This window comes from Streptomyces sp. L2 (assembly GCF_004124325.1).
In the GTDB taxonomy this organism is placed as follows: domain Bacteria; phylum Actinomycetota; class Actinomycetes; order Streptomycetales; family Streptomycetaceae; genus Streptomyces.
Genome location: NZ_QBDT01000001.1, coordinates 2,063,248 through 2,090,131, shown reverse-complemented (window position 1 = coordinate 2,090,131; position 26,884 = coordinate 2,063,248). Strand labels below are relative to the sequence as shown.

Here is a 26,884-nt window from a genome sequence, read left to right as displayed (position 1 = left end):
ACGCGCGTCTCCGGCACGGAATATGAGGCTTCGCCAGTTTCCGTGCGCGGGTTTCCGATAAACCTGAGCGGGGCATCGTACGCCTCCTGTGACGCGGTGTCGGAAACAGCGGTTCGCGCAAGAGGCCGCTGTGCGCCAGTTGGCGTAGACACCGCACACGGCGCGTTCTATCCAGTTGAGGGCGCGGGGCGCACGCGACCCCGCACCGGTACGGGAGGCCGCACATGGTGGTACAGGACGATCCGCAGGACTACTGGATCGCGCTCCTCGACATCGAGGACTTCAGCCTGCGCCCGGAGACCACCCAGGCCACGCTGCACGACGGCCTGTACGAAGCCGTCGAGTTCGCGCTGGCGCGCGCCGGTATCGGACCGGAGCAGTACACGGCGCAGGACCGCGGCGACGGCATGCTGCTGCTCCTGCCGCCCGAGACGCGCCCCACCCGGCTTCTGCGTGAACTGGTGCGCGGGCTGGACGACGCGCTGGCCCGGCACCGCGACACGTACAGCGAGGACCACCGGATGCGGCTGCGCCTCGGCCTCGGCCAGGGCCTGGTCCTGCGCCACGGCCAGCGGTGGACCGGCACCGGCATCAACGACGTGGCCCGGCTCGTCGACGCGGCCCCCGTCAAGCGGGCCCTCGCGCAGGCCGGCCGCGCACACCTGGTGGTGGTCGTCTCCGACGCCGTGCACCGCAAGGTGGTGCGGGGCCGCTACCCGGGCATCGACGCGGCGGCGTACCTGCCCGCCGACTTCGTCACCAAGCACGGCGAGCCGTGCCGGGGCTGGGTCACCATGCCCGGCTACCCGGCACCGCCCGGACTTCCCGCGGACTCGGGGGAGCCGCCACGCGCGAGAGCCGGCTCCGGGGGACCGGCCGGCGCGGGCGGTACCGCGGGAGCAGCGGGCGGCGGGACCGAACCGGGGAGCCCGGTCCCGCCGTCCGCCCAGCACGGCCGGCAGGCATACGACGCCTACGACGCCGGTGGCTCCGGCGGCGACGACACCGGCGGCCGGCCTGACCGGGGCGACGGCGCCAGAACCGACGGCCGCGACGCCGTCGACGCCTACATCGGGCGCGACCGCGTGGGCCAAGGCCGCGTGGGCCAGGACCAGTTATCCGTCCAGGGCGACTACGCGGGCCGCGACCAGGTCACGGTCGACGGTGACTACGCGGGCCGTGACCAGGTCACGGTCGACGGTGACTACGCGGGCCGTGACCAGGTCACGGTCGACGGTGACTACGCCGGCCGCGACCACATCACGATCCAGGGCGACCACGTGGACGGCGACCAGCTCACCGTCCACGGCGATTACGTGGGCGGCGACCGGATCACCGTCCACGGCGACTACTTCAAGGACGCGAGACCCGAGCCCCGGCCGGGTGCCCCGGGCGACCGGCGTGGCACGGGTGCCGGGGACGGCCGCTCATGACCACCCCCGCCGGGACCGGCCCAGCCGCCGCGCCGACGACGACGGCCGCACCGGCCGTCACCCCGACGGCGTCCCCCGGCCCGACCGGCCCGAACGGTTCGGCCAGTCCGAACGGCCCCGCCGGCCCGCGGGCGCCGGCCGCTCCCTCGCCCGGCAGCGGCGGCACCGCACCCGATCCCGGCTCCGGCGGCGCCCACGGCGCCGACCACCAGGCGGGCGCGCCGAACACCGCCCAGCCGGGCGGGCCGGCCGCCCCCGACAACACCGTCGGCAGGAGCGAGAGCGCCAGTCAGGCCACCGCCCGGGTCGGCGCCGGCAGCCTGCGGGCCGGACTGCTGCGCACCGCCTGGACCCGGATCGGCGGCGACCGGGTCGAGGGCGACAAGATCGTCATCCAGGCCGGCAGCGAACGAGGCGTCGTCCTGCGCGCCCTGGCCGCCGGCGTCGTGGAGACCGTCCGGCACACCTTCCAGCCCCCGCCCCGCTGGGACGACGTCGTCGCCGACGCCTGGCAGCGCCGCTCGGTCGTGCTGCGCGGCCCCCTCGGCGCCGGAAAGACCGCGGCCGCCGTACGCCTCCTCCTCGCCGCCCAGGCCAAGACCTTCTTCCTGCTGGACTCCGTCGCCGAACTGACCCGCCTCACCGAACTCACCCAGCTCGGCACCGGCGCCGGACTCCTCGTCGACCGGCCCGTCGACCTGTCCGAACTGCGCGCCGCCCAACTCGCCGGACTCGAAGACCTGTTGCTGCGCGCCGACGCCCACCTCGTGGTGACCGCCGGGCCCGAGTCCGAGCTGGGCCGGGACGTCACCGAGTACGTGCAGCGCATCACCCGCCCCGACACCCTCGACCGCGTGCTGCGCGCCCACCTCACCCACCGGCTCGGCGAGCCGGACACCGACGGCGCGCTGACCTCCGCCGGTGTCCCCGGACTCGTCACCGAACTGCTCGACAGCGCCGCCGGCTGCCTGCACGCCGCCCGCCTCGCCGAGGTCCTCGCACACGAGCACGGCACCGGCGCCATCGACCCCGAGCGGGTCCGCGCGCGGATGGACCACACCGGCGGGGAGACCCCCGAGGAGTGGTTCGAGTCGCTCGGCGACACCGCACTGCGCACCCAGGCCGTCGCCCTCGCCGTCCTCGGCGGACTCCCGCAGGAGCACGTGGCCATGGCCGCGAGCGCCCTCCTCGACCGGTTCCGCAGCGAGCGCGGAGTCCTCGCCGACAGCGTGCGGGACGGGCCCGTACCCCTGAGCCAGGACCCGTTCAGCCAGTCCCGCCGGCTCCTCGCCGACCAGCTGCGCGCCCGTACCGTCTCCGCCGTCACCAAGGGCGACCTCGGCCTGCTGCCCTGCACGGTCGCCGAGTACCGCGACCCCGGCTACCCGGCCCGGATCATCCGGCACGTCTGGTCCGAGTACCGCATCCAGCGCGAAATCGTCGCCTGGCTCGGCGCGTTGGTCGACAAGCCGTCGCTGTCCGTGCGCAGCTTCGCCGGGACCGCCCTCGGCCTGATCGCCACCGAGTCCTTCGACCACATCGCCACCCAGGTGTTCCCCGGCTGGCTGCACGCCGAGCACACCGGCGCGTTCCGCCGCGAGGCGATCGCCTACGCCCTGCGGGTCTGCCTGCGCGACCCCCAGGTGCGCACCGGCGTGCGCGCCCTCGTCGACGGCTGGTACATGAGCGGCGCGTGGCAGACCCAGGCCGCCGCCGCCCGCGCCTACGGCCTCTGCCTCGGCGGCGCCGACCTCGCCACCGCCGTGCAGCGGCTGACCCGGCTCGGCACCGTCGACCACATCGACGTGGCCATCGCCATCGGCGACGCCCTCTCCGACCTGCTCGAACAGGACGTCGCCGGGCACGCGCCACTGGTCCTGCGGGCCGTCGCCGAGATGGCGCACGAACCGTCCAGCAGGCCCTCCGGCCACCTCGCCTTCCTGATCCTCGCCAACGCCCTGCTCACCGAGGAACCGCCCGGCTCCACCCGGCAGCCCCGGCCCAGCCTGCTCACCCTGGCCGCCGAGCAGCCACCCGGCCACGAACTCCGCCGGCTGCTCGGCTACCTGTGGGCGGAGGTGATCAACGGCGAACTCTTCTCCGACGACGCCGGCAGCGTCCTGGAGGGCTGGTTCGCCCGCGCCGAGACCGATCCCCAGCTCCTCGACGACATGGTCCGGCACCTGGTGGAGGACGTGGCCCGCACCAGCCCCCGTACGGCGATGCTGCTGGACCACCACGCGGCCCGCTGGACCGACCCCGACCGCTTCCTGTCCCTGCCCCGCTCCTCGACCGTCCTCCGCGCCGCTCTGCGCGCCGCCGCCACTCCGTCCGCCTCGTCCGCGGTGGGCGCCGCAGCCGGCCCCTCCGCCTCGTACGCCCGTCCCACACAGCCAGGAGGTGGCCGGTGAGCGACCCGGTCTCGTTGATCGTCAGCCGCGAGCCCGTGCCCCGGGTGGCCGTCGGGCCCACCAAGGCCAAGGACCCGCACCTCGCGGTCGTCTACGCCACCGCCTCCGGCGAGGTGGACTGCTTCGACGGCGGCCGCCCGATGACCGCCTCGCAGCAGGTGTTCTCCCGCTACCGCACCCGCTACGAGGTCGACCTGCGGCCCCGCAGCCGCACCGCGGTCCTCGGCCGCAACCCGATCGTCTCCCAGGACGGCGTGCACGCCTTCGAGGTCAAGGTCGACTTCTCCTTCCGCGTCGACGGCTCCGAGGGTGCCAAGAACCTCGTACGGGCCGGCATCGACGACGCCCTGCCCCTCGTCCACGGCTACCTGGTCCGCCGGTTCCACGGCGCCGGACAGCGGTTCGCCATCGAGCGCTCCTTCGAACTCCAGCACCACCTCAACCAGTTGTGCGCCCAGCCGATCGTGCTGGCGGAGGGCCTGGTCGTCTACGACTGCCAGGTGTCGGTACGGCCCGACGCGAAGTCCCTGACCTACCTGGAGTCCCTGATCGACGCGGGCCGGCGCGAGACGCTGGGCCAGGCCGACCACACGCCCAACCTGGGGCACGTCGTACGGCAGGGCGAACTGGAGGCGAAGCAGCAGGAGTTGCGGATCGAGCAGGCCGCCCGGCAGGCGGAGGCGCTGCGCGGTGTGCCCATCGACAGCGAGAGCCTGATCCGGCAGTACATGAACACCCACCCCGAGGACGCGGCCGGCGCCTTCGAGATGCTGCGCAAACTGGAGGAGGCCCGGTTCGCCACGGCCGAGCTGCAGAACCAGCGTGCGCTGGAACTGTTCCAGGCGATGGCCGACAAGAACCTCGTACAGGCCGGCGACCTGGAGGTCATGCGGCACCTGCTGAACGGCGTGGTGATGCGGGCCGCCGGCGGCGACGGGACAGCGGCCCTGCCGGCCACCCCCCAGCTCCCCGGCGCCCGCCCCTGGGACGCCCCGGCCGGCCAGCTCGCCCCGGGTCCGGCGGCCGGCGCCGCGCCCCACACGTCCGCGCCCCCGTCCCCGTACGCGCCGGGACCGCCCGGCCCGGGTACGCCGACACCGGGCGCGGGGGTCCCGGGCAGCGGGGGCCCGGGCGCGGCGGCACCCGGCACGGCGGCCCCAGGCACGGGAGCCCCGGGTGCGACGGGCTACGCCGCGCCGTACGCCCCGCCCTACACCCCGACCCTGACCCAGCCCGTCCACCCCGGCGGCCCCGCTCCCGTCGGCACCTCGCCCACCCCCGCCTACACCGCGCTCATCTACCTCGCCCTCGACGAGTCCGCCAAGGACTGTCTCGCCGAGCTGAACCGCGGCCTGAGCGACCTGCACGCCGCGCTGTGCGCCGCCCCCGAGGTGTCCGCCGGGCTCCGGCTCTCGGTCCTCGGCATGGCCGCCACCAGCGAACCCCGGCTCCAGCTCGCCACGGTCACCCCCGCCACCGCCACCCCCCTGCTCACCGCGCGCCCGGGACTGTCGTACACGCACGCCTTCCAGCAGCTGCGGACGGTCGTCGGACAGGACGTCGGCGTGGTCAAGGCGCAGGGCGGACAGGTGCTGCGGCCCATCGTGTACGTCGTCAGCGGCCGCGCCCCCGACGAGGGCGGCGGCTGGCGGGACGCCCACCGCGCGCTCACCGACGTCGAGACCAACCCGGCCGCGCCGCACGTCATCGCGCTGGGCCTCGGCCAGGCCGACCCGTTCGCGATCCGCGCGGTCGCCACCCGGCCCGAGTTCGGCTTCATGGCCCCGCCGCACCAGGACGCCGTGTCCGCCGCCCACAGCTGCGCCGCGTTCCTGCGGGACGGCGTCGTCGGCTACGGCCGCCGCATCGCCTCCGGCGACCCGCAGTTCTCGGTCGGCCCGCCCGACGGCTTCCGCCTCGCCGAGGACGCCTACTGACCTGACAGCACCGCACCAACCCACCACGCAGGGAACGGAACGACGATGATGGACAGCAACCGGGGGCACTTGCTCCCCATCTACGTCCTGGCCGACGAGTCGGGGTCGATGACCGAGCACATGGACGAGCTGAACGCCGGCCTGCGCTCACTCCACCAGGCGCTGCTCGGCGAGCCGATGGCCGCCGCCAAGGTGCGCTTCTCCGTACTGGGCTTCTCGGACGACGTGATCGAACGCGTCCACCTCGTCGACCTGCGCAGCGCCGGCGAGTTCCCGCAGCTGCGCACCCGCGGCATGACCAGCTACGCGGCCGCCTTCGAGGATCTGATCCGCCGCATACCCGACGACGTGGCCGCCCTCAAGCGCGAGAACTACCAGGTGCACCGGCCCGCCGTGTTCTTCCTCAGCGACGGACTGCCCAACCACGGCGAGGACTGGCAGTCCGTGCACCGCAGGCTCGTCGACCGGCAGGCCACGCTCGGCGCGCCGAACATCATCGCCTGCGGCATCGTCGACGCCGACGCGCAGACCATCAACCAGGTCGCCACCGAGGCGCAGTTCGGCTTCGTCGCCAACAAGGGTGTCGATGTGGGCGCGGCCATCGCCAAGTTCTGCACCGCGCTCACCAAGAGCGTGATCTCCTCGGGCCGTTCGCTCGGCTCGGCGGCCCCGCAACTCGTGGTGGACAAGCCGGAAGGCTTCACCGTCGCGATCGATGTGATCTGAGGTGGCCTTGTTCCCGCACCGCCGCTCCGACGACGACCACCGGAGCGAGAAGCGGCGCCAGCCCCCGCCCCCGCCCGGGCCGGCTCCGGCGCTGTACCCGCCGTCCGAGCCGGCGACCGGGCAGCCCGACCGGCCCGACCGGCCCGATCAGCCGGCCCAGCCTGCCCAGCCCGCGCAGATGTACGACTGGGAGCAGCCGGGCCCCTGGCCGCCCGTCGCCCCCGGCCCCGCCCCCACTCCCGCGACGGCGCCGGGCGGTAGGCCGGGGCCGCAGCAGCCGGGGCCGTCGCAGCCGGGGCCGCAGCAGCCGGGGCCGTCGCAGGGCCGGCCGCAGTCCCCGGCGCAGCACGCCCAGCACGCCCAGCACGCCCCGCCGTCGCCCCCGGCGCAGCACCCCGCGCCCCCGCTGGACGACTTCGGCCGGTACTGGCACCCGATGGTGATCGACGGCGTGGTCCCCGACTTCACGCCCAGGCCGCCCGGACGCGTGCTGTCGTACCGGCCCGACACCGTCTGCGACGGCTGGTCCACGCCCGCCCTCGACCTGCGCCTGGCCTCCGTGCGCGGCTACGCGCACCGGGTCGAGGGCCGCCCCCGCGAGGACGACGCGGCCGCCTCCTGGGACGAGACCACCGGAACCGTCGTGTTCGCCGTCGCCGACGGCGTCTCGGACGCGAGCCAGCCGCACATCGGCTCCCAGCTCGCCTGCCGCAGCGCCGTCGACGAACTGCTCGCCCAGGTCCGGGCGAGCGGCGGCCTGGTCACCGACTGGCCCAAACTGCTCGGCACCGTCCACTGGCAGCTGCGCGAGCAGGCCACCCGGCTGCTGCGCGGCAGGGACGCCACCGTCGACGAGACGGCCGACCTGCTGGCCACCACTCTCGTCGCCGGCGCCGCCACCCCCACCCGGGACGGCGTCCACGTGGCGCTGATCTCGGTCGGCGACTCCGGCGCCTGGGCGATCAAGTACCAGGAGCTGTACCCGCTGCAGGGCGGCAAGCGGGCCGGCGCCGACGGGCTGGTGTCCTCCGTCGTCCAGCCCATGCCGTACGTCCCCGCCGACGCGAGGCCCGCCGAGTTCCGCCTCGACCCGGGCACCGTGCTGCTCGTCGGCACCGACGGGTTCGGCGACCCCGTCGGTGACGGCCGCGGCAAGGTCGCCCGCCTCTTCGCCAACGAACTCGCCACCCCGGTGCCGCCGTTGGCCTTCGCCTACATGCTCGACTTCTACCGGGAGACCTTCGACGACGACCGCACCCTGCTGGCCCTGTGGCCGCGCGCCGCAGGGCCGGGAGGGCCGCGATGACCGCCGTACAGATGGCCTGGGTACTGCCCGACAAGCTCGGCCGGTACACCGACCACGGCCTCGGCAACGGCGGCCAGGGGATCGTCTACGGCGTCCCCGACCCGCCCGGCCGGTTCGCCGGGGAGTACCTGGCGTACAAGGAGTACCTGCCGGTCGTCTCGTACGACGCCGACGTCCTGCACGACATGGTCTGCTTCCGCCAGCTGCTCGGCCCGGCCGACCGCGCCTTCCTCGACGAGCGGACCACCTGGCCGCTCGCCCTGGTCTACCGGGGCGACACCCCCACCGACCCGCTGCCCTCGCGCAACCCGAGCACCAAGGTCACCGGCTTCCTGATGCACCGGGTGACACCGGCGTACGAACTGCACAGCCCGATCCTGGGCGGGGCCCAGCTGCAGGCACTGGAATACCTGCTCAACCTGGACGACTACGGCCGGCGCATCGGCCTGGTCGTCGACGACACGCGCCGCGTGGAGCTGCTCCTCGACCTCGCCCGCACCCTCGCCTGGCTGCACGCGCACCGCATCGTGGTCGGCGACCTCTCCCCGAAGAACGTGCTGTTCACCCTCCAGGGGCCGGCCCGCTGCCTGCTCATCGACTGCGACTCCATGCGCCACCAGGGCAAGGACGTGCTGGACCAGGTCGACACCCCCAGCTGGGAGGTGCCCGAGGCGCTGAAGGCCACGACCGCCGCCGACTCCTGGAAGTTCGGCCTGCTCGCCCTGCGGCTGTTCAACCGCGACCAGGACGACCGGGACCCCGGCCCGCTGCGCGCGCTGTCCACGGGGCTGGCCGGCCTCGCCAACCGCGCCCAGAACGCGGACCCGGGCCGCAGGCCGGCCCTCGCCGAATGGCTCCCCGAGCTGGAACTCGCGCACGACCGCCTCCGCCGCCGCCCCACCCCGCCACCCGCGCCCAAACCCACGCCCACGCAGGCCACGCCCCCGCAGTCCGTGCCGCCGCCGAGGCCGGTGCCACCCCGTCCCGTACCTCCGCGTCCCACGCCCCCACGCCCCGCGCCCCCGAGGCCGGCCGCCGCCTCGACCGGCAGGCGGGTGACCGGCTGGCTGCTGGCGGCCCTGCTGGTGGGCGCGATCGGCGGCTATACGGTCACCCACATGCACAACACGGGCGACAGCCGGGCGACCACGTCCTCCGCGACCCAGACCGCCGGCACCTACCGGGACGACGACTCGGGCTCCGGCTCCGGACCCACCCCGTCGGACACCACCCCGACCCCCACCCCCACCGAGTCGAAGGACCCCACCCTGGTCGTCGCGAAGGGCGCCTCCGTCGACTTCTCGGCGGTCGCCGACGACTCCCGGGCCCCGCACGTCGCGGGCATGTTCGCCGCGTTCTTCGGCGCGGTCAACCAGCACCGCTACGACACCGCGCTGAGGTACTACGACCCCGGCAGCGGCATCGTCGACCTCGGCTCCGACTCCAGCCGTGCCGACTGGAAGAAGGTCATGTCGACCACCCGGGACAGCGAGTTCGTCCTCAACAGCCTGCAGAGCGACAGCGGTCACACCCTGGCCACGCTCAGCTTCCGCAGCCACCAGGACGCGGGCTACGGCCCGGCGAGCAGCCCCGACGACACCTGCGACGACTGGACGATCACCTACCAGCTGACGCACTCCAAGGGCTACCGCATCTACAAGGCGCCGAGGGAAGGAGTGAGTTACACCCCCTGCTGACGCCGGTGGAGCCGTGCCGCCGGCGCTGAGGGTGACGCGCGGGCCCCTCACCCCCCGTGGGCCAGCCGCTTGAGCTGGTCCACGGCCCGCACGGTCACCGTCTGCCGCCCGGTCACGATCCAGCCCCGGGCCCGCCACTGCTCCAGCACCCGGCTCACCGTGCGCCGCGAGGTCAGCGCCAGCCCCGCCAAGTCGTCCTGGGACAGCGACAGTCCGATACGGCGCCCGGTGCCGTCGGCGTCCGGCAGCCCGCACCGCTCCACCAGGTCCAGCAGCAGCCCGGCGAGCCGGGCGGGCACCGGCTCGGTGATCCCGGCGCGCTGCACGTCGGCCTCCCGCAGCCGCTGCGACAGCGTCCGCTCCAGCGCGGCGGCTATCTGGGGCCGGGAGCGGGCCAGCACATGGAAGCGCCCGGCCGGCAGGTTCAGCACCTCGGCCGGGGTGGCCGTCACCAGCGACGCCGAACGCCGCCGTCCCCGCTCCACCGAGGCCTGCTCGCCCAGCAGTTCACCGGGCCCGCGCAGCGCGAGCAGCGCCCGGTACCCGGCGTGCGACTGCGCGACCACCTTCACCCACCCGCCGACCAGCACGATCAGATGGTCCGAGTCCTCCCCCTGGGTGAGGAACTGCCGGTCCGCCTCCAGCACCATGCGCACACCGGCCCGCCGCAGAGCAGCCCGGTCCCCGGCATCAAGAGCCTCCCAGAAGGAGGCGGTACGGCTAACCATGGACCTCTCCCTCCTTCATCGTCCTTCACACCAGGCTTGCATGAGTGTGGCCCCGCATCGCCGCTAGCGAAACATCAGACTGACGTTCCTGCCCGTTACGTCAGTTCGACTTCTGCGTTGATCGGATGGAAGTTCAAGTGAGTCAGTGCCAGGGGGACACATGAGGACGTGCAGCGCGAACGGTGACGGATGGCAGTGCGGCCTGCCCTCAGACAGGTATCCGTTGACCAAGGGAATGTGCAAGACCCACTACACACAGCTGCTAAGGGGGAGAATGCTTGCCCCCATCGATGCGAATCGGGCAGCGATGATGAGCCGGAGTTGCGCATTTTCCGGCTGTCCGCGGGTCGTCTCTGCCAAGGGGCTCTGTGCTGCCCACTATCAGCAGCGCGCCAAGGGATATCCGCTCTCCGCCGTTCGGAAGAAGCGGGGCAACGGTGTCGTCAAGGAGATGGTGGCGAGTGGACTCATCGAATGTCGCGAGTGTGGAGAGAGCAAGCGCATTGCGGAGTACTCGCCGGTCAATGCTATGGGCATGCCACGTCCGTACTGCAAGCCGTGCAACGCCGAGCTGGTGCGTCTTGAGCAATACAATGTGACCAAGGAGTTCCTGCGTCTCCTACTTCTCCGCCAGGATGGGAGGTGTGCCGTCTGTCGAGAGGTCGACAGAAGCGGACGGGCCATGGACATAGACCACGATCATGCATGTTGCGCGGGTCGGCGCAGCTGCGGTGAATGCGTGCGAGGCCTGGTGTGCAACCGCTGTAATGTTCATGCGCTGGCCTGGTACGAGGCGCTTCGGTCCGAGCTTCGAACGTTCGACCTGTTGAACGCCTATCTGACGAATCCGCCCGCAAGACGGCTGCGGGCGGAGTATGCGGTGTAAACCCACGGCTAGAAGACTCAGGTGCCGGTGGCCCACTTTCTCAGATCTGCCTTGCTCGCGAAGGCGGCCACGTCTTTGTCGTGGGGCTCACTGCTGTACTGGTGGAAGCGCCATTTTGCCTTGATCCGCGGGTGGCCAGCCGTGACGTAGTCAGCGATCCACAAGCCATCACCGGCATACGACGTCGTATCGACGGTCAGCCAATAGTTGCGGTTCGTGTAAAGAATCACGCGGTGATGCGGCCGTAATTCCTTCACCTTCCTGATGAAGGTGTCCTTCTCCTTGTTGCTCGCGTGGGTGCCGTCGCCGGTGGTCTCCCAGTCGACGGCCAGGATGTCGCCGGCCTTCTCGGGGGCGTGCCGGACGAAGTACTCGGCCTGGGTGGTGAGGTTGCCCGGCCACAGGAAGTGGTAGAAGCCGACGACCAGGCCGGCGTCACGGGCGGTCTTGGTCTGGGCGGTGAGCCGCGAGTTGACGTACGAGTGGCCCTCCGTCGCCTTGATGAAGGCGAAGGACAGCCCGTCCGTACCGTACGAAGACGACTGATACGCGCTTACGTCGATGCCGTGCAGCATGGCTGAGTTGTGCCCGCCGGCGGCCCATCCGGAAACCAACGTTCCGCAACCGGGTGCGCACGCGGCGATACGATGACGGGTCGGGCGAGTTGGGGGGAGTGCCGGGTGGAAGCGATGACGGGACTGGTGCTGTCGGCGGTCGGGACGGTCGCGTCCGGCGCACTGTCCGGGGCAGGCGGCGAAGTGGGCCGGCGGGCCTCCGAAAGGCTCTACGGACTGCTCGGCCGGACCGGTGCCGACGGCGGTGACCCCACCCTTCCGGTCACCGGTGCCGAACGCACGGCCGCCGCGGCACGGCTGCTGGAACACGCCCGCAGTTCACCCGAGTTCGCGCGCGAGGTGCGCGAGTGGGTCCGGGAGGCTTCCTGGCTGGAGGTACGCACCGTGCCCGCGGTGGCCCACGGCGCTTCCCGGCCCCGGATGCTGCCGCCGGCCACGGCGGTGTTCACCGACCGCGCGGACGTGCTCGCCCGGATCACCGCGCTGCTGGACGACGAGTCGCGCGCACCCGGCGCGCCGGCGATCGCGGCGCTCGTCGGGCCGGGCGGCATCGGCAAGACCGAGGCCGCCGTCCACTGCGCGTCCGAGCTGCGGGACCGGTTCCCCGACGGCGCCCTGTTCGCCGATCTGCGCGGCGCCTCGGCCGGTACGGCGCTCGCACCCTCCGACGTGCTCGCGCGCTTCCTCGAACGGCTGGGGGTGCCCCCCGCCATGGTGCCCGGCGACGAGGCCCGCCAGCGGGATCTGTACCGTGACTGCACCGCCGACCGGAGCCTGATCGTCGTACTGGACAACGCCCACGGCGACGCGCAGGTCGTCCCCCTGCTCCCGGCCTCGCCCGGAAGCCTGGTCCTGGTGACGAGCCGGCACCGCCTCGGCCGGCTCGTGGCAGGGCACGGGGCCCGGTCGTACTCCCTGGGGCCGCTGTCGACCGAGGACTCCATCAGTCTCATGCGGCGCATCGTCGGGGACACCCGCCGGGCAGCCCCGGACGCGGTCGTCCGGGCCGTCGCCGAGGGCACCGGCGGAATCCCGCTCGCGGTCTGCACGACGGGCGCCGGGCTGGCCGTACGGGAACACCTGTCCTGGGAGCGTGTGGCGAGGCAGCTGTCCGACCGGATCCACGGCCACGACCAGGAGGGCGGCGCCATGCGTCGGCAAGGACCGGACGACGCCCCCGCCGATCCCGTCCGGGTCAGCCAGGACGCCGCCTATGCCGAACTGGACCCCGACTGCGCCGCGTTCTACCGTGCGATCGCGGTGTGGGCCTGGCCGACCGTGACCGTCCGGTGCGCCGCACACGCGGCCGGAGTCGGTGAGGAGGACGCCCGGCGGCTGCTGGAGCAACTGGCCCGCGTGCACCTGCTGGAGGAGGTCGGGGAGGAGCGCTACCGCTTCCACGACCTGACCCGGGCGCACGCCCGCGAGCTGGCGGTCGCCGAGGACGGTCACGTACACGTGGCCGCGGCCGTCCGCCGGGTGGCCGTCGCCGAGCTGCGGTTCGCCGCCGCCGCGGACTTCCGCGTCCTGCCGCTGCGCTGGCGGCTCGGCCCCGCCTTCCAGGGGCTCACCCTCCCCGCGAACCGTGACCCGGCGGACGGGAGGCACGCGCTGGCCGGACTCCGCCGCGAGCGGGAGAACCTCGCCGCTGTCGTCCGGGCCGCCGCGCACCACGGCTTCAACGACCTCGTGTGGCAGCTGTGCGAGGCGCTGTGGGGCCTGCACCTGCTGCTCGGCTTCCACGCTCAGTGGATCGACACGCACCTGCTGGGCGTCGAGGCCGCCCGGCGCGACGCGGCGGAGTTCGGCGACCCGCGTGCCGTGGGCCGCATGTTGACTCAACTCGCCTTCGCCTACATGCAGGTCGGCCGGGCCGCCGAGGCCGAGGACGCCCTCGGCCGGGCCAGGGAAGCGGACCGGGACTGCGGCCACCGGCGCGGGGAGGCCACCGCCGTCGAGGCGCTGGGCCTGCTGCGGCTCAAGCAGTGGGAATTCGCCGAAGCCCAGCGCTGCTTCGAGGAGGCGCGGGAGATCACCGCCGGGATCGGTCCCGGCGAGGCCGGCCGGGAGGACGTGCCGCGTGCCACGGCCCTGCTGGAGCACCACATCGGCCGCGCCCTGGCGAAGCAGCGGGACTTCCCCGCGGCCGTCGCAAGGCTGCACGACGCGCTCGCCCGGTTCCGCCGCCTTCCGGACGGCGGCGACACGTACAACGCGGGCCGCGTCTACATGAGTCTGGCCGAAGCCCACCTGGACGCGGGCGAGCTGGATCTCGCCGGGGTGTGCCTGGACGAGGCCGTCACCGCCATGACGGGGGCGGGTGCGGCGCGGCAACTCGCCGACACGTTCGAGATGCGGGCCTCCTGCCACCGGCGTTCCGGCCGGCCGGCGGCGGAGGCGACGGACCTGCGCGCCGCCGCCGCGGCCTACGAGGACGGCGGCGACCGGTCCGGTCTCGACCGGGTGCGGGAGCGGCTGGCCGAACTGGAGGCGTGAGAGGCCCCGTTCATGCGAGGAGCGCCTCGACCGTGACGCGGTGTGCCGTGTCCCCGGTGCGCACGGTGATCCCGTCTCGCACGGCCTGGTCCACGGACCGCCCGCCGGACGTCCACGCGTACAGTGCGGAGGCGTAGACGGCGGGATCGCACAGGTCGGGCCGCCCGTCCGGGCCGGGGGCGGCGGACAACCGCAGCAGGCGCCCCTCCCGGGTGCGTACGACGCAGCGGTCCGGGCCGTCGGCATAGGCGGCGAGCCCGCAGTCGGGGTATCGGTCCAGCGCCTCCGCCGTCCAGGCGCCGGGGGGCCCGAGCCGCGGGTCCTGTGCGTCCGCGTGCCGTACGACGACGTCGGCGAGCCGGAGCCGTCCGGTGTCCCGGGTCTCCTCGTCGACCACCGTGTGCGGGGAGTCGGCGTACACCCCGGGACTCTCGTCCGGGCCGGGCTCGTCGCCGACGGCGGCGTACCGGACGACGGTCACCTCGGCCGGACCGGTCAGCCCCGCGAGGACGCGCACGGGCGTGGTGACGCGGGCCGGCGTGTACGGCGGCAGTGGCAGGGGGTCGAGCAGCGCGGGGTGGGTGTCGGGCTCGCCGATCCCGACGAGGCCGTAGAAGAGGCGGCGCAGCAGCTCCGCCGACCGCCCGGGTGCCGAACTGGTCTGGTCCGCCAGCTCCTTGTAGTGGCCGGGGTCATACGTGGCGACGGCCCGCTCGATCTGCGCGCGCAGGCTGCCGCGGCGCACCAGCCGGGGAGCGGTACGGCCGAGGGCGGCCACGGGGGAGAGCGGGTCCAGGTCGCCCTGGGGGAACGCGCCGAGGAGGACGGGGACGCCGATGGCGGCCGCGTAGTAGGTGACGCTCGAATGGTCTCCGAGTACGCAGTCGGCGGCGATGAGAGCCTGGCGCCATCCGTCGAGAGGCGGGATCGCGTCGAGGCCGGCCCGTCGCGCGTTGTCCAGCCAGGCGTGGACCTGGCCGGGACCGTGGCCGTACCAGATGTTGGGGTGCAGTACCGCGGTCGTCCGGTACTCGTCGACCGGCAGTTCCGCACTCAGCCGGGACAGCAGCCAGGGCAGCAGGTCATCGGCCCCCGGGGCGCCGCCGAAAAGGGAGCGCGGCGCCCAGGTCGAACTGACGACGACCAGCCGCTGCCCGGGGCCCACGCCCAGGGCCCGGCGGAACCGGTCGCGCCAGGGGAGTGCGGCGAGGATGCGGTCGAAGCAGGGATCTCCCGCGAGCACGGCGGTCGGCGCCGCCTCCGGACAGGCCGCCCGCAGCCTCTGGAGCTGCTCCGGGTGGGACAGCACGGTCGCCGTGGCGAGCGGCCGCCCGCCCTCCAGCAGCCAGTCCGGCGAAAGCCCGAAAACAGGCTCCGGGCTCCGGGCTCCGGGCTCCGGGCTCCGGGCTCCCGGGCTCCGGGCTCCGGGGCTCCGGGCTCCGGGCTCCGGGCTCCGGGCTCCGGGCTCCGGGCTCCGGGGCTCCGGGCTCCGGGCTCCGGGCTCCGGGCTCCGGGCTCCGGGCTCCGGGCTCCGGGCTCCGGGCTCCGGTGCGGCCAGTTTCTTATTGTATCCGACACCATGGGAGAGTATGGCCAATTTGCCCTGTAGTGACCCGAGTTCACCGCCGTAGCTGGCGGACACCACCAGGTCGAAGGCCGTCTCCTTGGCCTGTTCCCAGGGCAGGACCGGCAGCCCGGCCGCGGCCAGCAGTTCGGGCACCCCCGCCAGGAAGGGCGAGGACCCCGTGCAGGTGGCGAACATCTGCAGGCGGACGTCGGCGTGGAACAGCGGCAGCACGTCCAGCAGCCGCGTCGCCGACGTCACGTTGTGCACGACGAACAGGACCCGGCGGCACCCCGCACGGGTGACCCACCGCTGCGCGTCGTCCCCCACCGGCACACGCAACCGCGCCGCCGCCCCGCCCGTCACCACCCGTTCGCCCCCCCGCTCAAGCCGACCACTCAGCACTCGATGATGTTCACCGCCAGCCCGCCCCGGGCCGTCTCCTTGTACTTGACCGACATGTCCGCGCCGGTCTCCTTCATCGTCTTGATGACCTTGTCCAGGGACACCTTGTGGGAGCCGTCGCCGCGCATGGCCATCTTCGCGGCGGTGACCGCCTTCACCGCGGCCATGCCGTTGCGTTCGATGCAGGGGATCTGGACCAGGCCGCCGACGGGGTCGCAGGTGAGGCCGAGGTTGTGTTCCATGCCGATCTCGGCCGCGTTCTCCACCTGCTCGGGGGAGCCGCCGAGGACCTCGGCGAGGGCGCCGGCCGCCATGGAGCAGGCGGAGCCGACCTCGCCCTGGCAGCCGACCTCGGCGCCGGAGATGGAGGCGTTCTCCTTGAAGAGCATGCCGATCGCGCCGGCCGCGAGGAGGAAGCGGACCACGCCGTCCTCGTCGGCGCCGGGCACGAAGTTGATGTAGTAGTGCAGGACCGCCGGGATGATGCCGGCCGCGCCGTTCGTGGGGGCGGTGACGACGCGGCCGCCGGCCGCGTTCTCCTCGTTCACGGCCATCGCGTACAGCGTGATCCACTCCATGGCGAGGGCCTGCGGGTCGCCCTCGGAGCGCAGCTTGCGCGCGGTGTTCGCGGCCCGGCGGCGGACCTTCAGGCCGCCCGGCAGGATGCCCTCGCGGGTCATGCCGCGCTCGACGCACTCCCGCATCACCCGCCAGATCTCCAGCAGGCCCGCGCGGATCTCGTCCTCGGTGCGCCAGGCGCGCTCGTTCTCCAGCATCAGGGCGGAGATGGAGAGACCGGTCTCGCGGGCGAGGCGCAGCAGCTCGTCGCCGGTGCGGAACGGGTACTTCAGGACCGTGTCGTCCAGCTTGATGCGGTCGGCGCCGACCGCCTCCTCGTCCACGACGAAGCCGCCGCCGACCGAGTAGTACGTCCTGGTCAGGAGCTCCGTGCCGGAGGCGTCGTAGGCCCACAGCGTCATGCCGTTGGCGTGGTACGGCAGGGCCTTGCGGCGGTGCAGGACCAGGTCGCGGTCGTAGTCGAAGTCGATCTCGTGCTCGCCGAGCAGCGCGAGGCGGCCCTCGGACCTGATCTTCTCCATGCGCTCGTCGGCGGTCTCCACGTCCACGGTGCGCGGCGAGTCGCCGGCGAGGCCGAGCAGGACGGCCTTCGGGGTGCCGTGGCCGTGCCCGGTCGCGCCGAGCGAGCCGTACAGCTCGGTGCGGACGGCGGTGGTCCTCTCCAGCAGGCCTTCGCTTCGCAGCCGGCGGGCGAACATGCGGGCCGCGCGCATCGGGCCCACGGTGTGGGAGCTGGACGGGCCGATGCCGATCGAGAACAGGTCGAAGACCGAGATGGCCACGGTCACTCCTCGGGACAAGGGCGGGGCACTCCTCGTCGAGTGCCCCGCCGGGGACTTACGAGCCGGATCTACTTGTTCAGACCCGGGTACAGCGGGTGCTTGGCGGCCAGGGCGGTGACCCGGGCCTTCAGCGCGTTGGCGTCGTACGACGGCTTCAGCGTCTCGGCGATCACGTCCGCGACCTCGGCGAAGTCCTCGGCCGTGAAGCCGCGGGTCGCCAGCGCGGGCGTGCCGATCCGCAGACCGGAGGTCACCATCGGCGGCCGCGGGTCGTTGGGGACGGCGTTGCGGTTGACCGTGATGCCGACCTCGTGGAGGCGGTCCTCGGCCTGCTGCCCGTCCAGCTCGGACTCGCGCAGGTCCACCAGGATCAGGTGCACGTCCGTACCGCCGGACAGTACGTTGACCCCCGCCTCGCGGACGTCGGCGGCGGTCAGCCGCTCGGCGAGGATGCGCGCACCTTCCACGGTACGACGCTGGCGCTCCTTGAAGTCGTCCGAGGCGGCGACCTTGAAGGAGACCGCCTTGGCCGCGATCACGTGCTCCAGGGGGCCGCCCTGGAAGCCCGGGAAGACGGCGGAGTTCAGCTTCTTCGCGAAGTCCTTGCCGCGGGCGAGGATGATGCCGCCGCGCGGGCCGCCGAGGGTCTTGTGCGTGGTGGAGGTCACCACGTCGGCGTACGGCACCGGGTTCGCGTGCAGACCGGCCGCGACCAGGCCCGCGAAGTGCGCCATGTCGACCCACAGGTACGCCTCGACCTCGTCGGCGATCCGGCGGAATTCGGCGAAGTCCAGCTCGCGCGGGTACGCCGACCAGCCGGCGATGATCACCTTCGGGCGGTGCTCCTTGGCGAGCTTCTCCACCTCGGCCATGTCGACCAGGCCGGTCGCCGGGTCGACGTGGTAGGCGACCACGTCGAACTGCTTGCCGGAGAAGTTCAGGCGCATGCCGTGGGTGAGGTGGCCGCCGTGCGCCAGGTCCAGGCCGAGGATGGTGTCCCCGGGCTTGGCCAGGGCGAACAGCGCCGCCTGGTTCGCGGAGGCGCCGGAGTGGGGCTGCACGTTGGCGTACTCGGCGCCGAACAGCTCCTTGACCCGGTCGATGGCGATCTGCTCGGCGACGTCGACGTGCTCGCAGCCGCCGTAGTAGCGGCGGCCCGGGTAGCCCTCGGCGTACTTGTTGGTCAGCACCGAGCCCTGCGCCTCCATCACCGCGAGCGGCGCGAAGTTCTCGGAGGCGATCATCTCCAGCGTGGACTGCTGGCGGACCAGCTCGGCGTCGACCGCGGCGGCGATCTCCGGGTCCAGCTCGTGCAGGGACGTGTTCAGGACAGTCATACGGCTACGACTCCTCAGCCGGCGATGAAGGCGTCGTACTCGGCGGCGGAGAGCAGCTCCGGCGCGTCGCCGACCTTGACCTTGAACAGCCAGCCGCCCTCGAAGGGGGCGGAGTTCACGAGCGAGGGGTCGCTGACGACGTCCTCGTTGACCTCGGTGACCTCGCCGGTCACCGGGGAGTACAGGTCGGAGACCGACTTGGTCGACTCCAGCTCGCCGCAGGTCTCGCCCGCGGACACGGTGTCACCGACCTCCGGGAGCTGCACGAAGACCACGTCGCCGAGCGCGTTGGCCGCGTGCTCCGTGATGCCGACCGTCGAGACGCCGTCCGCGGCGGCCGACAGCCACTCGTGCTCCTTGCTGTACCGCAGTTCCTTGGGGTTGCTCATGGCCTGAATTCTCCTGTACGCGCGGGAGTGCTGGTGAAAGGGGGACCGCCGGCGCCGCTGCCGGGCAGGCGGGATGTGCGCGGGGTCACACGGGGGTGACGGACCGCGCCCGGTGTCCGGCCGTGACGCCGGTAGAAGTGTCTACTTCTGGCGCTTGTAGAACGGCAGCGCCACGACGTCGTACGGCTCGTGGCTGCCCCGGATGTCGACGCCGACACCCTCGGTGCCGGGCGCCGCGTGCGCCGCGTCGACGTACGCCATGGCGATCGGCTTGCCCAGGGTGGGGGAGGGGGCGCCGGAGGTGACCTCGCCGATCACCTGGCCGCCGGCGACGACCTGGTACCCGGCGCGCGGCACCCGGCGGCCCTCGGCGACCAGGCCGACCAGCACGCGCGGGGGGTTCGCCTCGGCGCGGGAGGCCGCCTCGGCGAGCGCCTCGCGGCCCACGAAGTCGCCCTCCTTCTCGAACTTCACGACCCGGCCGAGACCGGCGTCGAAGGGCGTGAGCGCGGTGGTCAGCTCGTGCCCGTACAGCGGCATGCCCGCCTCCAGGCGCAGCGTGTCCCGGCAGGACAGGCCGCAGGGGACCAGTCCGGCGCCCTCGCCGGCCTTGGTCAGCGCCTGCCACAGCTCGACGGCGTGCTCGGGCTTCACGAACAGCTCGAAGCCGTCCTCGCCGGTGTAGCCGGTGCGGGCGATCAGCGCGGGGACGCCGGCGACGGTGCCGGGCAGGCCGGCGTAGTACTTCAGTCCGTCGAGGTCGGCGTCGGTCAGCGACTTCAGGATGCCGGAGGATTCGGGGCCCTGGACGGCGAGGAGCGCGTAGGCGTCCCGGTCGTCGCGGACCTCGGCGTCGAAGCCGGCGGCGCGCTCGGTCAGCGCGTCCAGCACGACCTGGGCGTTGGAGGCGTTGGCCACCACCATGTAGTGAGAAGACCCGGCCTCGGTGTCGGCCAGGCGGTAGACGATCAGGTCGTCCAGGATGCCGCCGTCGGCCTGGCAGATCATGGTGTAGCGGGCGCGGCCGACGCCGACGGAGGCGATGTTGCCGACCAGTGCGAAGTTCAGCAGCCGGTCCGCCTGCGGGCCGGTGACGGTGATCTCGCCCATGTGGGAGAGGTCGAACAGGCCGGCCTTCGTGCGCACGGCGAGGTGCTCGTCGCGCTCGGAGGCGTAGCGCAGCGGCATGTCCCAGCCGGCGAAGTCGGTCATCGTCGCACCGAGCGAGCGATGCAGGGCATCCAGCGCGGTACGGCGCGGCTCAGTGGGTTCGGTACTGCTCATCGGTCGGTCGTCTCCCGGGTCGGCTGTGACAGGCGAGGAACGTTCCTCCCCATCTGTCATCGGAACCTGAGAGGTTCGCCACGACCGCCACAGGGACGATCACGGCTTGCACCTTGGGTGGAGCCACTGGCGGCAGCGGCCCGCTTTTCAGATGTGCCTCGCCCGCGCGGTAACGGGGCCTGAGAGATTCAAGGGAGGGACTTGCTCCTTCGGCGCCCCAGCGGCGATGGCTGAGGACTCTCCCGCGCGGATTCAAGCGGCCGGTATGCAGTTGGCGCGCACATCATTGCACGCCGGGCAGGCACCCGTCAGGACCGGTATCTGTAACCGACCTGTGGCCGTACGCGCACGCCACCGTCGGACACCGCGCATTACCTTCTCTTTACATTCGATGGGCATGGATATTACCGAGCCCAAGGGGAGGACGATCAGGTGAACAGGACCACGGCGTACGCCGCCGCGACCGGCATCGCGGTGCCGAAGCAGCCCTCCGTCCCCGCCCGCGAGCGCACCGCGGACCGCCCCGCCCCGGTCGTCCGCGACCTGCGCGACCGGGCCGGCCGCAGCCCGCACGCCCTGCTCTTCGGCCCGGTCGACCTCGTGGTGATCACCGGCCTGCCCGGCAGCGGCAAGTCCACACTGATGCACCGCGCGGTCCCCGGCCCCCGTGTCGACTCCCAGGACACCCGCGACCGCTGGGCCGCCCGGCTGCCCCGCCGCCTGCCCTACGCCCTGTACCGCCCCCTGGTCCGGCTCTCCCACTACGCCGGGCTGCGCCGCGCCCTGCGCTCGGGCGCGGGCGTCGTCGTGCACGACTGCGGCACCCAGACCTGGGTGCGCGGCTGGCTGGCCCGCGAGGCCCGCCGCCGCGGCGCCGGCCTCCACCTGCTCCTGCTCGACGTGGCGCCCGAGACGGCCCGGGCGGGCCAGCGCGAGCGCGGCCGCGGCGTCTCCCGCTACGCCTTCGGCCGCCACCGCCGTACGACGGCCCGGCTGCTGCGCGCGGTGGAGCGCGGCGACCTCCCCGCCGGCTCGGCCTCCGCCGTCCTCCTGGACCGCCCCGCGGCCGACGTCCTGCGCCGCATAGCCTTCGCACAGCGCGCGGACTGACCAGCCACTAATCTGATCGCCGCATCAGTGGTTTCGATGGTTTCCAGCAGGCGGTAGGCACATGGACTTCCCGGCGGACGTACCCGCGGACTTCCCGGCACAGGCGCACCCCCACCCGCACGGCGGTTGGCCCGGCAACGAACTGGAGGAGGTGCTCTCGGCCTCCCTCGGCGTACCCGGCGCGGCCGGCCGGATCATCGAGGTGCTCGGCCGCAGCTTCCTGTGGATACCCCTGCCGGGCGGCGGCGGCCCGGACAGCGGCCCCCTCGACCTGCCCAGCATGGAGATCGACGGCCAGGTCTACGTCCCGGTGTTCAGCTCCGAGGAACAGTTCCGCCAGGCCGCCGGCGCCCACCTGTCGTACACCATCGCCCCGGCCGTGGAGTTCGCCCGCGGCCTGCCCCCGCAGGCGGGCCTGGCCGTCAACCCCGGCGGCGTGGTCGGCGTCCCCCTCCCGCCGGACGCGGTGGCCGAGCTGTGCCGGGCCGGCCGCACCCCGCTGGACGGCCCCAACACCGGCGGCCGGGTCCGCCTCTTCGAGCCCGACTGGCAGGACGACCCGGTCGACTTCCTCGCCGCCGCCTCCGCCGAGTTCGCCGCCACCGGCGTGGTCCGCACGGCCCGCCGCTGCCTCGCCGCCATCGAGGCGGCCGACCCGGTCATGTTCATCGGCGTCGAACTCACCCAGTGGGAAGGCGACCTCCGCACCCTCCCCCTCCAGGCCCTCGGCCGAGCCCTCACCACCACCCCCGCCCCCTGCCCCGTCAACCTCCTCCTCATGGACGCAACAGACGACCCGGTAGCCACCTGGCTCAGGACAAACGTCCGCCCCTTCTACGACTCCGCCCCCTGAAGCGCCCCGAAGGGGCGCGGGGCTGTTTCCGGTATGCGGCTCCGCCGCGTGGGCGCGAGAAGGTGCGAGGACCCGCACTCGCGAGCGAACCCTGGACCCCGCCGGCAGGGGCGCCCCGAAGGGGCGCGGGGCTGTTTCCGGTATGCGGCTCCGCCGCGTGGGCGCGAGAAGGTGCGAGGACCCGCACTCGCGAGCGAACTTCGGACCCCGCCCGCAGGGGCGCCCCCAAGGGGCGCGGGGAACTGCGCGATCAGCCACCACGCGCCCGCACCCGCGAGCGAACCCGTACCCCCACCCCCCTGGGCGCTTAAGCTGTCTCCAAACGCGGGGCAACTGCCAGAAGGGCCGGTACGACAGGTGAGCGCGAGCCACAGCGGCAGCGTCGAGCACATGCTGCGCCAAGTAACCCCCGGGCGCTACGACGCCTACGAGGCCCTGCTGCGCGCCCTCGCCACCCCCTCCGCCGGCCAGATCTGGATGCTCCTGTGGCACGGCCAGGCCGGCTCCCCGGACGCCCAGTACGGCACGATGGACGTCGACGGCTCCCACTACGCCCCCTGCGTCACCTCCGCCCAGGAACTCTCCGCGAGCGGCTGGAACCGGTCGTACGAGGTCGTCGACGGACTCGACGTGGCCCGCACCCTCTACCCCGACCACCACGGCCTCTGGCTCAACCCGCACGCCCCCGGCGGCGGCGTCGGCATCCCCTGGCTGGACCTGCGCCGCATCGCCACCGGACTGGACCGCCAGCCGGCCGGCCCGCTGCGCCTGTCGGAACCCGGCATCGAGATCCCGCAGTTCTACGCCCTGCTCGCGCAGAACGCCCACCGCACCCCGGCCCTGCGCTCCCTGCGCCGAGCCTGGGTGCAGCCCGCGCTCGGGGCGCCGTACCTCGCGATCGGGCTCGACGTGTACGACACCTCGCCGGCCGCCGTGGACTCGGTGCGCGCGATGATGCAGCAGTCGGTCGGCGCGGTCCCGGAGGGGCTGCCGGTCTCGACGGTGGCGATGACCGACGACTACGACCCGGTCGTGATGTGGATGCGGGTGAACGGCCGCCCGTTCTACGACCGCGACGCCCACGCGCCCGCCCCGCAGCCCCAGCTGCCGTCGCCGCCCCCGGACCGGGCCCCCGCCGCCGGATACGGTTACCCACCGGTGCACGGCGGTTACTGATCAACGACCCCGCATCGCCCGCTTGTTGACCCGAGCAACGAAATCTGCGGTGCGGTCCCGGTTCTGCGCGCGTAGAAGTCCGTCGAGGGTGCCGAATCGCGCAAAATCGGCGTTCCCGCCCAAGTTCCCCCCGTCCGGCGTGCGTTACCCAAAGTTCGGATAACGGAATCCTCCGCACTGCATCACGGTTGCGCATATATTCCCCGTCACATCTGGCGGGTGATCGCGAACACGCTGAAGACTCCCGAGTCACGGACACGCGGTCGACGACCCCGTGTCCGGGAGCAAGTCGACAAAGCCGCAATCCGCGGCAGGCGCAGGCCGGTCACCACCGGCGAGAGGGGTCGCTCACCGTGACCGCACCGATCGAGACCACCGGGGCGGCAGCCGAGGCGCAGCCGGAAGCCGTGCTGGAGGGTGCAGGAAAGGGGCAGATCGAGGGTCGTTCCCTGGGCCAGATCGCCTGGACCCGGTTCAAGAAGGACCGCGTCGCCGTCGCCGGCGGCGTCATCGTGATCCTGCTGATCCTCCTCGCCGTCCTCTCGCGTCCGATCCAGGCCATGTTCGGCCTCGACCCCAACGCCTTCCACCAGGACCTGATCGACGCCAACACCTCGCTGCCCAAGGGCGGCATGGGCGGCATGAGCCTCGATCACCCGCTGGGCGTGGACCCGAAGTTCGGGCGTGACATCGCCACCCGTGTCCTGGAGGGCTCCTGGGTGTCGCTGGTCGTCGCCTTCGGCGCCACGGTCCTGTCGAACGTCATCGGCGCGATCATGGGCGTCGTCGCCGGCTACTACGGCGGCCGGGTCGACGCGATCATCAGCCGGCTGATGGACACGTTCCTCGCCTTCCCCCTGCTGCTCTTCGCCATCGCGATCTCGGCCACCCTCCAGGGCGGCGCGTTCGGCCTCAACGGCCTGCCGCTGCACCTGAGCGTGCTGATCTTCGTCATCGGCTTCTTCAACTGGCCCTACCTCGGCCGGATCGTCCGCGGTCAGACCCTCGCCCTGCGCGAGCGCGAGTTCGTGGACGCCGCCCGGGGCCTGGGCGCCAAGGGCCCGTACATCCTGTTCCGCGAGCTGATGCCCAACCTGGTCGGCCCGATCATCGTCTACTCGACGCTGCTCATCCCGACCAACATCCTCTTCGAGGCGTCCCTGAGCTTCCTCGGCGTCGGCATCCAGCCCCCGCAGGCCTCCTGGGGCGGCATGCTCCGCGAAGCGGTGACCTTCTACCAGGTCGATCCCCAGTACATGATCGTGCCCGGCCTCGCCATCTTCGTGACCGTCCTCGCGTTCAACCTGCTCGGCGACGGTCTCCGCGATGCTCTCGACCCACGCAGCCGCTGACGCCTGCCACCGAGAGCCCAACAAGTTTCCGACTATGGAGGGGAAAGCACCCATCATGCGAAGGTCAGCGCTGGCCGCGATCGCGGCCATCGGAAGTGCGAGCCTGCTGCTCGCGGGCTGCAGCAAGGCCGATGACAACTCGGGCGGCAACGGCAGCGGCAAGTCCGCCGGGGCCAACGCCGCGACCAAGGGTGTCGTCAACGCCTCCTCGAAGAAGGGCGGGACGCTCACCTACGAGCTGTCCGACGTCCCGGACTCCTTCGACCCGGGCAACACGTACTACGCCTACATGTACAACTTCAGCCGGCTGTACGCCCGCCCGCTGATGACGTTCCAGCCCGGCGCCGGACAGAAGGGCAACACCCTCGTCCCGGACCTCGCCGCGGGCAAGGGCGTCTCCAGCGACGGCGGCAAGACCTGGACGTACAAGCTGCGTTCCGGCCTGAAGTACGAGGACGGCTCGCCGATCACCTCGAAGGACGTCAAGTACGCCGTCGAGCGCTCCAACTTCGCGCGTGACGTGCTCTCCCTCGGCCCGAACTACTTCCAGCAGTTCCTGGTCGGCGGCGACAAGTACAAGGGCCCCTACAAGGACAAGAGCGCCAAGGGCCTGTCCTCCATCGAGACGCCGGACGACACCACGATCGTCTTCCACCTGAAGCAGGCCTTCCAGGAGTTCGACTACCTGGTCGCGGCCCCGCAGACGGCCCCGGTGCCCCAGGCCAAGGACAAGGGCGTCGACTACGTCAAGCACATCGTGTCCTCGGGCCCGTACAAGTTCCAGAGCTACGACGAGGGCAAGCAGGCCGTCCTCGTGCGCAACTCCAACTGGGACGCGAAGACGGACCCGCTGCGCAAGGCGCTCCCGGACAAGATCGTCGTCAACCTGAAGGTCAACGCGGAGACGATCGACAAGGACGTCCTCGCGGGCACCGCGATCGACCTCGGCGGCACGGGCGTCCAGGCCCAGACGCAGGCGCAGCTGCTCAGCGACGCCTCGAAGAAGGCCAACACGGACAACACCTACGGTGGCCGCCTGGTCTACATGGCGATCAACACCAAGGTGAAGCCGTTCGACAACGTGGCCTGCCGCAAGGCCGTCGAGTACGCGATCGACAAGGTCTCGGTGCAGACCGCCGAGGGCGGCCCGATCCGCGGAGACATCGCCTCCACCGTCCTCCCGCCGGACATCCCGGGCTACCAGAAGGCCGACGTCTACGCGACGCCGGGCAACAAGGGCGACGTCGCCAAGGCCAAGGCGCAGCTGAAGACCTGCGGCAAGTCGACGATCTCCACGAACATCACGGCCCGCTCCGACCGTCCGCAGGAGATCGACGCCGCCACGGCGATCATCGCCTCGCTGAAGAAGGTCGGCATCAACGCCAGCCTGAAGCAGTACCCGTCGGGCAAGTACTTCACCGACTACGCCGGCGTGCCGAAGTTCACCGAGAAGAACAACGTCGGCCTGATGATGATGCAGTGGGGCGCCGACTGGCCGTCCGGCTACGGCTTCCTGCAGCAGATCCTCAACGGCAAGGCGATCAGCCAGTCCGGTAACACGAACCTGTCGTCGTACGACAACAAGGACGTCAACAGCACGCTGGCCAAGGCGATCGCGACCGAGGACACCAACCAGCGCAACGCCCTCTACACGCAGATCGACAAGCAAGCCATGGACGACGCCGTGATCGTCCCGCTGGCCTACTTCAAGGTCCTGCTGGCCCGGCCCAAGGCCACCAACCTGGTGTCGTCGGCCGCCTGGAGCGGTCAGTACGACTACCTCAACATCGGCACCTCGAAGTAGCAGCCCCGGAAGGCAGGTGAAGGCATTGGTGCCCGCGGGGATCCGACCCGCGGG

The 26,884-nt window shown here is 72.4% G+C and carries 20 protein-coding genes and 1 riboswitch; of the genes, 13 read left to right on the top strand and 7 right to left on the bottom strand.

Annotated elements, in window-relative coordinates:
• Positions 1 to 224 precede the first annotated feature (224 nt).
• Genes DBP14_RS08705 through DBP14_RS08680 form a run of 6 tightly spaced genes read left to right on the top strand, consistent with a single transcriptional unit; the run spans position 225 to position 9,510 of the window.
• Entirely contained in the window at positions 225 to 1,433 is a 1,209-nt protein-coding gene (locus tag DBP14_RS08705; RefSeq protein ID WP_129306447.1) for a hypothetical protein, read from the top strand.
• The gene (locus DBP14_RS35980) at positions 1,430 to 3,844 is read left to right on the top strand and encodes a hypothetical protein (protein ID WP_164992283.1); all 2,415 of its coding nucleotides are present in this window, start codon (positions 1,430 to 1,432) and stop codon (positions 3,842 to 3,844) included. Before DBP14_RS08705 ends, DBP14_RS35980 begins: the two co-directional genes overlap by 4 nt.
• Positions 3,841 to 5,781 (top strand): hypothetical protein, encoded by a 1,941-nt coding sequence (locus DBP14_RS08695; protein ID WP_129306446.1) that lies wholly within the window; start codon positions 3,841 to 3,843, stop codon positions 5,779 to 5,781. The genes DBP14_RS35980 and DBP14_RS08695 overlap by 4 nt, the downstream gene beginning before the upstream one ends.
• 45 nt (positions 5,782 to 5,826) lie before the next feature.
• Complete coding sequence (locus DBP14_RS08690) at positions 5,827 to 6,507, top strand: hypothetical protein (RefSeq protein WP_129306445.1); 681 nt, start codon at positions 5,827 to 5,829, stop codon at positions 6,505 to 6,507.
• Position 6,508: 1 nt separating this feature from the next.
• Positions 6,509 to 7,813 (top strand): protein phosphatase 2C domain-containing protein, encoded by a 1,305-nt coding sequence (locus DBP14_RS08685; RefSeq protein WP_129306444.1) that lies wholly within the window; start codon positions 6,509 to 6,511, stop codon positions 7,811 to 7,813.
• Entirely contained in the window at positions 7,810 to 9,510 is a 1,701-nt protein-coding gene (locus DBP14_RS08680) for a hypothetical protein (RefSeq protein ID WP_129306443.1), read from the top strand. Before DBP14_RS08685 ends, DBP14_RS08680 begins: the two co-directional genes overlap by 4 nt.
• Before the next feature lie 47 nt (positions 9,511 to 9,557).
• On the opposite strand, the gene DBP14_RS08675 is transcribed toward DBP14_RS08680, so the two are convergent.
• Positions 9,558 to 10,238, bottom strand: a complete 681-nt coding sequence (locus tag DBP14_RS08675; protein WP_129306442.1) for a Crp/Fnr family transcriptional regulator — start codon at positions 10,236 to 10,238, stop codon at positions 9,558 to 9,560.
• A gap of 274 nt (positions 10,239 to 10,512) precedes the next feature.
• Between DBP14_RS08675 and DBP14_RS08670 the strand changes: the two genes are divergently transcribed.
• Positions 10,513 to 11,124 carry an endonuclease domain-containing protein gene (locus DBP14_RS08670; RefSeq protein ID WP_164992282.1) on the top strand — a complete coding sequence of 204 codons (612 nt, stop codon included), beginning with the start codon at positions 10,513 to 10,515 and terminating at the stop codon, positions 11,122 to 11,124.
• A 17-nt stretch (positions 11,125 to 11,141) separates the two neighbouring features.
• On the opposite strand, the gene DBP14_RS08665 is transcribed toward DBP14_RS08670, so the two are convergent.
• Complete coding sequence (locus DBP14_RS08665; protein WP_129306440.1) at positions 11,142 to 11,699, bottom strand: glycoside hydrolase family 25 protein; 558 nt, start codon at positions 11,697 to 11,699, stop codon at positions 11,142 to 11,144.
• 114 nt (positions 11,700 to 11,813) lie between these two features.
• Between DBP14_RS08665 and DBP14_RS08660 the strand changes: the two genes are divergently transcribed.
• Positions 11,814 to 14,195 (top strand): tetratricopeptide repeat protein, encoded by a 2,382-nt coding sequence (locus DBP14_RS08660; protein WP_129311748.1) that lies wholly within the window; start codon positions 11,814 to 11,816, stop codon positions 14,193 to 14,195.
• Positions 14,196 to 14,205: 10 nt separating this feature from the next.
• Here the strand turns inward: DBP14_RS08660 and DBP14_RS08655 are convergent, their stop codons facing one another.
• The 5 genes from DBP14_RS08655 to gcvT all read right to left on the bottom strand — a co-directional run bounded on the left by DBP14_RS08655 (position 14,206) and on the right by gcvT (position 20,535).
• Positions 14,206 to 16,125 (bottom strand): hypothetical protein, encoded by a 1,920-nt coding sequence (locus tag DBP14_RS08655; protein WP_129311747.1) that lies wholly within the window; start codon positions 16,123 to 16,125, stop codon positions 14,206 to 14,208.
• Positions 16,126 to 16,157: 32 nt separating this feature from the next.
• Positions 16,158 to 17,525, bottom strand: coding sequence for an L-serine ammonia-lyase (locus tag DBP14_RS08650; RefSeq protein WP_129306439.1), 1,368 nt, complete (start codon positions 17,523 to 17,525; stop codon positions 16,158 to 16,160).
• 68 nt (positions 17,526 to 17,593) lie between these two features.
• Positions 17,594 to 18,862 carry a serine hydroxymethyltransferase gene (gene glyA / locus DBP14_RS08645; RefSeq protein WP_129306438.1) on the bottom strand — a complete coding sequence of 423 codons (1,269 nt, stop codon included), beginning with the start codon at positions 18,860 to 18,862 and terminating at the stop codon, positions 17,594 to 17,596.
• 14 nt (positions 18,863 to 18,876) lie between these two features.
• Positions 18,877 to 19,251 carry a glycine cleavage system protein GcvH gene (gcvH, locus tag DBP14_RS08640; RefSeq protein WP_129306437.1) on the bottom strand — a complete coding sequence of 125 codons (375 nt, stop codon included), beginning with the start codon at positions 19,249 to 19,251 and terminating at the stop codon, positions 18,877 to 18,879.
• 141 nt (positions 19,252 to 19,392) lie between these two features.
• Entirely contained in the window at positions 19,393 to 20,535 is a 1,143-nt protein-coding gene (gene gcvT, locus DBP14_RS08635; RefSeq protein ID WP_129306436.1) for a glycine cleavage system aminomethyltransferase GcvT, read from the bottom strand.
• 157 nt (positions 20,536 to 20,692) lie between these two features.
• Positions 20,693 to 20,790: riboswitch (glycine riboswitch) on the bottom strand.
• A gap of 177 nt (positions 20,791 to 20,967) precedes the next feature.
• Here gcvT and DBP14_RS08630 point away from each other — a divergent pair.
• From DBP14_RS08630 to DBP14_RS08605, 5 genes are all read left to right on the top strand, one after another.
• Positions 20,968 to 21,645, top strand: coding sequence for an AAA family ATPase (locus tag DBP14_RS08630; RefSeq protein ID WP_129306435.1), 678 nt, complete (start codon positions 20,968 to 20,970; stop codon positions 21,643 to 21,645).
• A gap of 61 nt (positions 21,646 to 21,706) precedes the next feature.
• On the top strand, positions 21,707 to 22,498 hold the full coding sequence (locus DBP14_RS08625) for an enhanced serine sensitivity protein SseB (protein ID WP_129306434.1): 792 nt from the start codon (positions 21,707 to 21,709) through the stop codon (positions 22,496 to 22,498).
• Positions 22,499 to 22,855: 357 nt separating this feature from the next.
• Complete coding sequence (locus DBP14_RS08615) at positions 22,856 to 23,674, top strand: enhanced serine sensitivity protein SseB C-terminal domain-containing protein (protein ID WP_129306432.1); 819 nt, start codon at positions 22,856 to 22,858, stop codon at positions 23,672 to 23,674.
• A 353-nt stretch (positions 23,675 to 24,027) separates the two neighbouring features.
• On the top strand, positions 24,028 to 25,026 hold the full coding sequence (locus DBP14_RS08610) for an ABC transporter permease (protein WP_129306431.1): 999 nt from the start codon (positions 24,028 to 24,030) through the stop codon (positions 25,024 to 25,026).
• Between the two features lie 34 nt (positions 25,027 to 25,060).
• Positions 25,061 to 26,830, top strand: coding sequence for an ABC transporter substrate-binding protein (locus DBP14_RS08605; RefSeq protein WP_129306430.1), 1,770 nt, complete (start codon positions 25,061 to 25,063; stop codon positions 26,828 to 26,830).
• Positions 26,831 to 26,884 lie beyond the last annotated feature (54 nt).

Bases quoted from the DNA above. Each gene is read 5' to 3' on its own strand.
- DBP14_RS08605 (WP_129306430.1), top strand. From the start codon at position 25,061: ATGGAGGGGAAAGCACCCATCATGCGAAGGTCAGCGCTGGCCGCGATC.
- DBP14_RS08680 (WP_129306443.1), top strand. From the start codon at position 7,810: ATGACCGCCGTACAGATGGCCTGGGTACTGCCCGACAAGCTCGGCCGG.
- DBP14_RS35980 (WP_164992283.1), top strand. From the start codon at position 1,430: ATGACCACCCCCGCCGGGACCGGCCCAGCCGCCGCGCCGACGACGACG.
- glyA (WP_129306438.1), bottom strand. From the start codon at position 18,862: ATGACTGTCCTGAACACGTCCCTGCACGAGCTGGACCCGGAGATCGCC.
- DBP14_RS08665 (WP_129306440.1), bottom strand. From the start codon at position 11,699: ATGCTGCACGGCATCGACGTAAGCGCGTATCAGTCGTCTTCGTACGGT.
- DBP14_RS08660 (WP_129311748.1), top strand. From the start codon at position 11,814: ATGACGGGACTGGTGCTGTCGGCGGTCGGGACGGTCGCGTCCGGCGCA.
- DBP14_RS08625 (WP_129306434.1), top strand. From the start codon at position 21,707: ATGGACTTCCCGGCGGACGTACCCGCGGACTTCCCGGCACAGGCGCAC.
- DBP14_RS08675 (WP_129306442.1), bottom strand. From the start codon at position 10,238: ATGGTTAGCCGTACCGCCTCCTTCTGGGAGGCTCTTGATGCCGGGGAC.
- DBP14_RS08670 (WP_164992282.1), top strand. From the start codon at position 10,513: ATGCTTGCCCCCATCGATGCGAATCGGGCAGCGATGATGAGCCGGAGT.
- DBP14_RS08705 (WP_129306447.1), top strand. From the start codon at position 225: ATGGTGGTACAGGACGATCCGCAGGACTACTGGATCGCGCTCCTCGAC.
- gcvT (WP_129306436.1), bottom strand. From the start codon at position 20,535: ATGAGCAGTACCGAACCCACTGAGCCGCGCCGTACCGCGCTGGATGCC.
- gcvH (WP_129306437.1), bottom strand. From the start codon at position 19,251: ATGAGCAACCCCAAGGAACTGCGGTACAGCAAGGAGCACGAGTGGCTG.
- DBP14_RS08690 (WP_129306445.1), top strand. From the start codon at position 5,827: ATGATGGACAGCAACCGGGGGCACTTGCTCCCCATCTACGTCCTGGCC.